The 6,046-nt window shown below is 73.9% G+C and carries 7 protein-coding genes; 3 read left to right on the top strand and 4 right to left on the bottom strand.

Annotated features, from left to right (window positions below; all coding sequences use genetic code 11):
- Window positions 1-61: 61 nt before the first annotated feature.
- Window positions 62-775 (top strand): helix-turn-helix domain-containing protein, encoded by a 714-nt coding sequence (locus UWG_RS0128190; protein ID WP_016910546.1) that lies wholly within the window; start codon window positions 62-64, stop codon window positions 773-775.
- 90 nt (window positions 776-865) lie between these two features.
- On the opposite strand, the gene UWG_RS31265 is transcribed toward UWG_RS0128190, so the two are convergent.
- Window positions 866-1,075, bottom strand: a complete 210-nt coding sequence (locus tag UWG_RS31265; protein ID WP_078495761.1) for a VOC family protein — start codon at window positions 1,073-1,075, stop codon at window positions 866-868.
- A gap of 141 nt (window positions 1,076-1,216) precedes the next feature.
- Here UWG_RS31265 and cutA point away from each other — a divergent pair, with 141 nt between their 5' ends.
- Window positions 1,217-1,564 (top strand): divalent-cation tolerance protein CutA, encoded by a 348-nt coding sequence (cutA, locus tag UWG_RS0128180; protein ID WP_016910544.1) that lies wholly within the window; start codon window positions 1,217-1,219, stop codon window positions 1,562-1,564.
- Window positions 1,565-1,595: 31 nt separating this feature from the next.
- Here the strand turns inward: cutA and UWG_RS0128175 are convergent, their stop codons facing one another.
- Window positions 1,596-2,393, bottom strand: coding sequence for an SDR family oxidoreductase (locus UWG_RS0128175; RefSeq protein ID WP_016910543.1), 798 nt, complete (start codon window positions 2,391-2,393; stop codon window positions 1,596-1,598).
- Between the two features lie 124 nt (window positions 2,394-2,517).
- Between UWG_RS0128175 and UWG_RS0128170 the strand changes: the two genes are divergently transcribed.
- Window positions 2,518-3,843, top strand: a complete 1,326-nt coding sequence (locus UWG_RS0128170) for a deoxyguanosinetriphosphate triphosphohydrolase (protein WP_016910542.1) — start codon at window positions 2,518-2,520, stop codon at window positions 3,841-3,843.
- A 15-nt stretch (window positions 3,844-3,858) separates the two neighbouring features.
- Here UWG_RS0128170 and UWG_RS0128165 read toward each other — a convergent pair whose 3' ends face one another.
- Entirely contained in the window at window positions 3,859-4,392 is a 534-nt protein-coding gene (locus UWG_RS0128165; protein WP_016910541.1) for a MarR family winged helix-turn-helix transcriptional regulator, read from the bottom strand.
- A gap of 50 nt (window positions 4,393-4,442) precedes the next feature.
- On the bottom strand, window positions 4,443-5,993 hold the full coding sequence (locus tag UWG_RS0128160) for an MFS transporter (RefSeq protein ID WP_016910540.1): 1,551 nt from the start codon (window positions 5,991-5,993) through the stop codon (window positions 4,443-4,445).
- Window positions 5,994-6,046: the final 53 nt, after the last annotated feature.

Raw genomic sequence — 6,046 nt, 5'->3', positions numbered from 1 at the left:
GGCCCCCCGCGTCTCCCGCCCCGCGGTGGGGAGTCGAGGCCCGTTGTCAGTGGGGCGGGGCATGATGGCGGGCGTGTACCAGGAGCGGCCGTCGCGCGTCCCCGGTGCCGTCCTGTGGTCGCACACCGCGGCGCGGGCGGGGCCGTCCCGCGTGCTGCCCGACGGCTGCATGGATCTGCTTCTGCTGGGCGGCCGCCTCGTCGTCGCCGGGCCCGATTCCACGGCCGACGTCGGCTCGGCAGCCCCGGGCAGCCGCGTCTCGGGGCTGCGTCTCGCGCCAGGTGAGGGGCCGGGTTTCTTCGGCGTCCGTGCCTGGGAGGTGCGCGATCTCCGGGTGCCGTTGGCCGACCTCTGGCCGGAGGCCGCCGTCCGCGAACTCACCGAGCGCGCACACGAGTCGGGGCCGCGAGCTCTGGAGGAGGCGGCGCTCGGCAGGCTGCGGGGCGTTCGCACCGGCGGTCCGCCGGAGCCGCCTCCGGGTCTGGTGCCGCTGCTCGAAGCGGGCGCGGGTGTCGCCGAGGCCGCGCGGCGGCTCGACCTCGGCGAGCGCCGCCTGCACCGCCGCTGCCTCGACGCCTTCGGGTACGGCCCCAAGACGCTGGCGCGCATCCTGCGGTTCCAGCGCGCCTGGGCCCTGCTGCACGCGCGCGGCCTCCCGGGCGCCGAGACCGCGCACCGCGCCGGATACGCCGACCAGGCCCACCTCGCAAGGGAGTTCCGGGCGCTCGCCGGGGCGCCGGCGGGCGTGGTGCTCGCGGAGAGGGGGCTGCGGTGAGCGGGCGCCGTCCCCCTCGCGTCGTTGCCCGAGGGCGGGAGTGCGTGCCGGGCGTCGCACAGCAGGCGGGTCGTGCGTCACCCCTGCGGATCAGGCGTCCGGCGGCGCGAAGAGATCGGCGGGGTTGCCGTCCGGATCGAGCACCGCTTCCCACATCATCCGCAGGCCGCCCGCCGCGGCTTCGGTGTGCGGCGCGGTGCCGGGGTCGGCCGGGGGCTCCAGGCAGAGGCAGCGGTAGAAGGTGAGGGAGGCGGGGAGGTTCGTGGTGGCGATGCCCAAAGCATCGAGTCGTGGAGTCATGTGCCGGAGGCCAAGAGGCCGTGCTCCGGGCGGTCCTGAACGGATCGGACACCCGGCGGCCGGGTCCCGGCTCCGCCCGCCGACTGTCGGAGCTGCTCGTTACGGTGGGAGCTCCCGATCCGCTGCGTCCAGGAGAGACCCATGAGCGACCTGCCGAGCGCCGACGATCGCCCCCACCGCGTGCTCACCGTGCTGACGACGACGGACTCGGCCGAGAGCGCCGAGGCGCTGGCCCGCGAGGCCGTCGGGGCGCGGCTGGCCGCGTGCGCGCAGGTGAGCGCCCCGGTCACCTCGGTCTACCGCTGGGAGGGCGAGGTGCAGCAGGAGCAGGAGTGGCAGATCGTCTTCAAGGTCGCCGCCCGCGGCTACCAGGCGCTGGAGGAGCGTCTGCGCTCGGTCCACCCCTACGACGTCCCGGAGATCCTCGCCACCCCCGTCGTGCACGGTTCGGCGGAGTACCGTGCCTGGGTGGAGGAGGAGACGGCCTGAGCACCGCAACACCCGTGCCGGCCACCGGTGTTCACTGCCCGGCGAGGTCGCGCACCGTCTTGCCCGCCGTCCAGCCTCCGTCGACGGCGATCTCGGCGCCCGAGAGGTAGGAGGCGTCGTCGGAGAGCAGGAAGGCGACGGCCGAAGCGATCTCGTCCGGGTCGCCGACCCGGCCCATGGCGGCCCCCGGGTAGTTGCCCTCGCCGGAGCGGATGCCGGTCTCGGCGGTCATCGGCGTGTACGTCATCCCGGGGTGCACGCTGTTGACGCGGACGCCCGCCGCCGACCACTCCATCGCGCCGATCTTCGAGAGCCCCCGCACGCCCCACTTCGAAGCGCCGTAACTCCCCGTCATCGCGAGGCCGGTGAGCCCCGCGGAGGAGGAGACGTTGACGACCGAGCCGCCGCCCTCGCGCCGCAGCATCGGTCCGGCGAGCTTCATCCCGATGAAGACGCCGACGAGGTTCACCTTCAGCACCTGGCGGAAGTGGGCGACGGACTCCTCGTCGAGGGTGCCGCCCGTCGTCACGCCCGCGTTGTTGACGAGGCCGGTGAGCGGTCCGAACTCGGCGATCGCGAAGTCGAGCGCCGCCTGCCACTCGTCCTCGCGGGTGACGTCGTGACGCAGGAACCGCGCCGGCCCGCCGAGGAGTTCGGCCGTCTCGCGGCCCTCGGTCTCCAGCACATCGGTGAGCAGGACGCTGCCGCCGCCGTCGACCACCCGTCGCGCCACGGCCGCGCCGATGCCCCGCGCACCGCCCGTGACCAGTACGACCTTTCCTGCGAGCTGCCCAGCCGCTCCGGTGCCGCCGGCCGTCCTCGTCGCCATCGACCAGGTCCCTCCGTCTCGTCGTCCCCTTCCGGGCGTACGGAACCCCGCGTGCGCCGCCGCCGCAGTCACCCTGCCACCCGCCACCGCGCCCCGCACCCGAGGGTCCCATTACGGTCGGCGTATGGAGCGGAGCTTCGGTGAAGAGGTCCCCGACGGGGCGCCCGACGGCGGATACGCGCCGTCGGACGTCGACCGGTGGGTGCCGGAGACGGACAAGCGACCGGGCCGCACGGCGTTCGCGCGCGACCGTGCGCGGGTGCTGCACTCCGCCGCGCTGCGCCGCCTCGCCGGCAAGACGCAGGTGGTGACACCCGGCGTCGGCCACGGCGGCAGCCGCGCCTGGCAGGCGACGCCACGCACCCGGCTCACCCACTCCCTGGAGTGCGCCCAGGTCGGCCGAGAGCTGGGCGCCGCGCTCGGCTGCGACGCTGATCTGGTCGAGACCGCCTGCCTCGCCCACGACCTCGGCCACCCTCCCTTCGGGCACAACGGCGAGCAGGAACTCGCCAGGATCGCCGCGGGGTGCGGCGGTTTCGAGGGGAACGCGCAGTCGCTGCGGCTGCTCGCGCGCCTGGAGCCGAAACGCTTCGTGCACGTCCCCGGAGAGCCCGGCGGCCAGGTGAGCGTCGGCCTCAACCTCACCCGTGCGGCCCTCGACGCGGCCACCAAGTACCCCTGGACGCGCGGCGCGAACCCGGACGACGCCGCCTCCCCCAAGTTCGGCGTCTACGAGTCGGACCTGCCCGTCTTCCAGTGGTACCGGGCGGGCGCCCCGCCGGGCCGCCGCTGCTTCGAGGCGCAGGTCATGGACTGGTCGGACGACGTCGCCTACTCGGTCCACGACGTCGAGGACGGCATACACGCGGGCCACCTCCACCCCTCGATGTTCCGCTCACGCCCGGAGCGGCGGGACGTCTTCGCCGTCGCCGCCGTGCGGTACGCGCCCGACGCCGAGCCGCAGGAACTCGAGGCGGCGCTGGAGAGGTTGCTCGCGCAGGAGTGGTGGCCGCGCGGCTACGACGGCTCGGCGCTGGCGCAGGCCGCGCTGAAGGACGCCAGCAGCCAGCTCATCGGGCGCTTCTGCCTCGCGGCGGAGACGGCCACGCGCGACGCCTACGGTCCCGGACCGCTCACCCGGTACCGCGCCGAGCTGGTCGTGCCTCGCGAAGTGCGCCTGGAATGCGCCGTGTTGAAGGCCGTCGCCGATCGGTACGTGCTCCAGCGCCCCGACCTGGAGCGGCTCCGCGTCGAGCAGCGGGAGCTTCTCGCCGAACTCGCGGCGGCCCTGCGGGAGTCGGCCCCCGAGGGCCTCGACCCGCAGTACGCCGCGCTCTTCGCGGGCTCCGACGACGAGGCGGAGCGCACCCGCGTGCTCGTCGACCAGATCTCGTCCCTGACCGACGCCTCGGCCCGCGACCTGCACGCGCGGTTGACGGTGCGGGGGTGAGCGTCGCCGGCGGGGTCAGGCTCCGTCGGCCTTGGTGTCGAGGGCGGCGACGAACCGGCCGAGCAGGCGCGCGAACTCGGTCTGTTCCCGCGAGCTCCAGCCGTCCAGGAGCTCGGCGTAGAAATCCTGCCTGCTGCGGTGCGCGGCGGCGGCCGCTTCCCGCCCGGAACCGGTGAGTTCGAGGCAGCTGCGGCGCCCGTCCGCCTGCGAGGCGGCCCGGCGGACGTGCCCGGTCCTGACCGCCTCCGCCACGGCGCGGCTCGCCCTGGACGGATCGACGCCGAGCCGTTCGGCGACGAGGCCGACGGTCACGTCGCCGCTCTCGCCCGGCCCGGCGTCGACGGCGTCGACGACGAAGAGCGTCAGCACGCTCGGGTTCCCCGAGCGGCCTTCCCCGCCCGCCTGTTCGAGCGAGAGCCGAGCCAGGGTGCCGCGTGACTGGCTGCGCCGGATGCGGACCATCGCGGCCTCCACGGCGTCGAGCACGTCCGTGCGGGGAGGTGGGCCCGAGCGCCGGCGGTCGGCTGCGGGTTCGGTCGAGTCGTCCACAGCCGCAAGGTTATCCGCGGCATGCGCGCCGGGACCTGCCGCGTCGCGTTCTACTCCTCGGTGCCGGGGCGGTGTTGGCGTTCTCCCGTTGCTCGGCGCAGCGGCAGGTTCCGCATGAGCAGGGCGGCGCCGAAGCCGGACGCCAGCACGGGAGCCGCGCAGAGGAAGACGGTGGAGAGCGCGTCGGTGCAGGCGGTCGCTAGGCCGTCGAGCGCCTGCTGCGGCAGCTCGGTGAGGCGTTCCGGCGAGAGATCCGCCGACGCGCCGTGAGGCAGGGGGCTTCGCTCCGGCAGCTCGACGGCGAGGCGCGCGGTGAGGATCGCCCCGAAGAGAGCGTTCCCGAAGAGGGCCCCGACGTTCCGGGAGAAGGCGACGGTGGAGGTGACGACGCCGAAGTCGCCCCGGGGCGCCGTGTTCTGGGCGGCGAGTGTCACCGTCTGCTGGGAGAGCCCGGCCGCCGTTCCGAGGACGGTGAGGTGGGCCGCTACGACCAGCTCGTCCGTCTGCGCGGTGCACGTCGAGAGCAGCAGCAGCGCCACTGTCCCCAGCGCCATGCTCAGCACCGGCGCCCACTTGTACCGCCCCGTGCGATAGATGATCTGTCCGGCGACGAGCGAGGCGCCCGTCATCCCGACGAGGGCCGCGACCATCAGCAGCGCCGAGTAGGAGACGGTGACGCCGGAGCCCAACTGGAGGAAGAGCGGGAGGAAGTTGAGGACCCCGAAGAGCGCGAGGCTGCTGAGCAGCGCGATCAGATTGGCGAGGGCGAACGTCGAGTCCTTGAAGAGCCGCAGCGGGACGAGCGGTTCCACGGCCCGCCGCTCCACCACGAGCCAGGCGGCGGCGAGCGTGAGCGTGCCGCCCGCGAGGCCCAGCGTCTCGGGAGAGGTCCAGGCGTAGCGCGTCCCGCCCCAGGTGGTGACGAGTACCAGTCCGGTGACGACGCCGCCGAGGAGCACGGCCCCCACCGCGTCCACCCGGACCGGCCGCACCGTACGCACGGGAAGCCGGAGGCGTTCGACGACGAGCAGCAGCGCCACCGCCCCGATCGGCAGGTTGAGGAAGAAGACCCAGCGCCATCCCAGCGCTTCGGTCACGAGGCCGCCGACCGCGGGGCCCGCGATGGAGGCCGTCGCGAAAACCACCGTGAACACGCCCTGGTAACGGGCACGTTGGCGGGGTTCGAGCAACTCGCCGACGATCGCCATCGCGAGAACGGCGAGCCCGCCGCCTCCGAGCCCCTGCACCAGCCGGAAGGCGATCAACTCGCCCATGCTGCCGGCGAGTCCGCAGGCGGCGGAGCCGAGCAGGAAGGTCACGAGGGCGAAGACGAGGACGGGTCCGCGTCCGAGGAGGTCGCCCACCTTGCCGTAGACCGGCATCACGGCGCCGAAGGCGAGCATGTAGGCGACGAAGACCCAGGCGTAGCCGTCGAGTCCACCGAGTTCGCCCGCGACGGTCGGTCCTGCTGTGGCGACGACCGCCTGATCCATCATCGCCATGAACGTGATGACCAGCAGGCCGCAGAAGACGATCCGTACGTCCTTGCCGACGGGGGGAGGTGTGTCGCGGTCCGCCGCACCGCGTGTGCGTAACGCCATGATGGCTCCCTAAGAATGGTTGGCGGTCCGGGGGGACCGGGTGTGGCTGATGA

The organism is Streptomyces xiaopingdaonensis (assembly GCF_000262345.1).
In the GTDB taxonomy this organism is placed as follows: Bacteria; Actinomycetota; Actinomycetes; order Streptomycetales; family Streptomycetaceae; genus Streptomyces; species Streptomyces xiaopingdaonensis.
The sequence above is the reverse complement of the archived record's forward strand: the minus strand, read 5'-3'. Positions and strand labels throughout refer to the sequence as shown.

Coding starts and splice junctions, on each gene's coding strand:
- UWG_RS0128190 (WP_016910546.1), top strand. CDS start 62: ATGATGGCGGGCGTGTACCAGGAGCGGCCGTCGCGCGTCCCCGGTGCC.
- UWG_RS31265 (WP_078495761.1), bottom strand. CDS start 1,075: ATGACTCCACGACTCGATGCTTTGGGCATCGCCACCACGAACCTCCCC.
- cutA (WP_016910544.1), top strand. CDS start 1,217: ATGAGCGACCTGCCGAGCGCCGACGATCGCCCCCACCGCGTGCTCACC.
- UWG_RS0128175 (WP_016910543.1), bottom strand. CDS start 2,393: ATGGCGACGAGGACGGCCGGCGGCACCGGAGCGGCTGGGCAGCTCGCA.
- UWG_RS0128170 (WP_016910542.1), top strand. CDS start 2,518: ATGGAGCGGAGCTTCGGTGAAGAGGTCCCCGACGGGGCGCCCGACGGC.
- UWG_RS0128160 (WP_016910540.1), bottom strand. CDS start 5,993: ATGGCGTTACGCACACGCGGTGCGGCGGACCGCGACACACCTCCCCCC.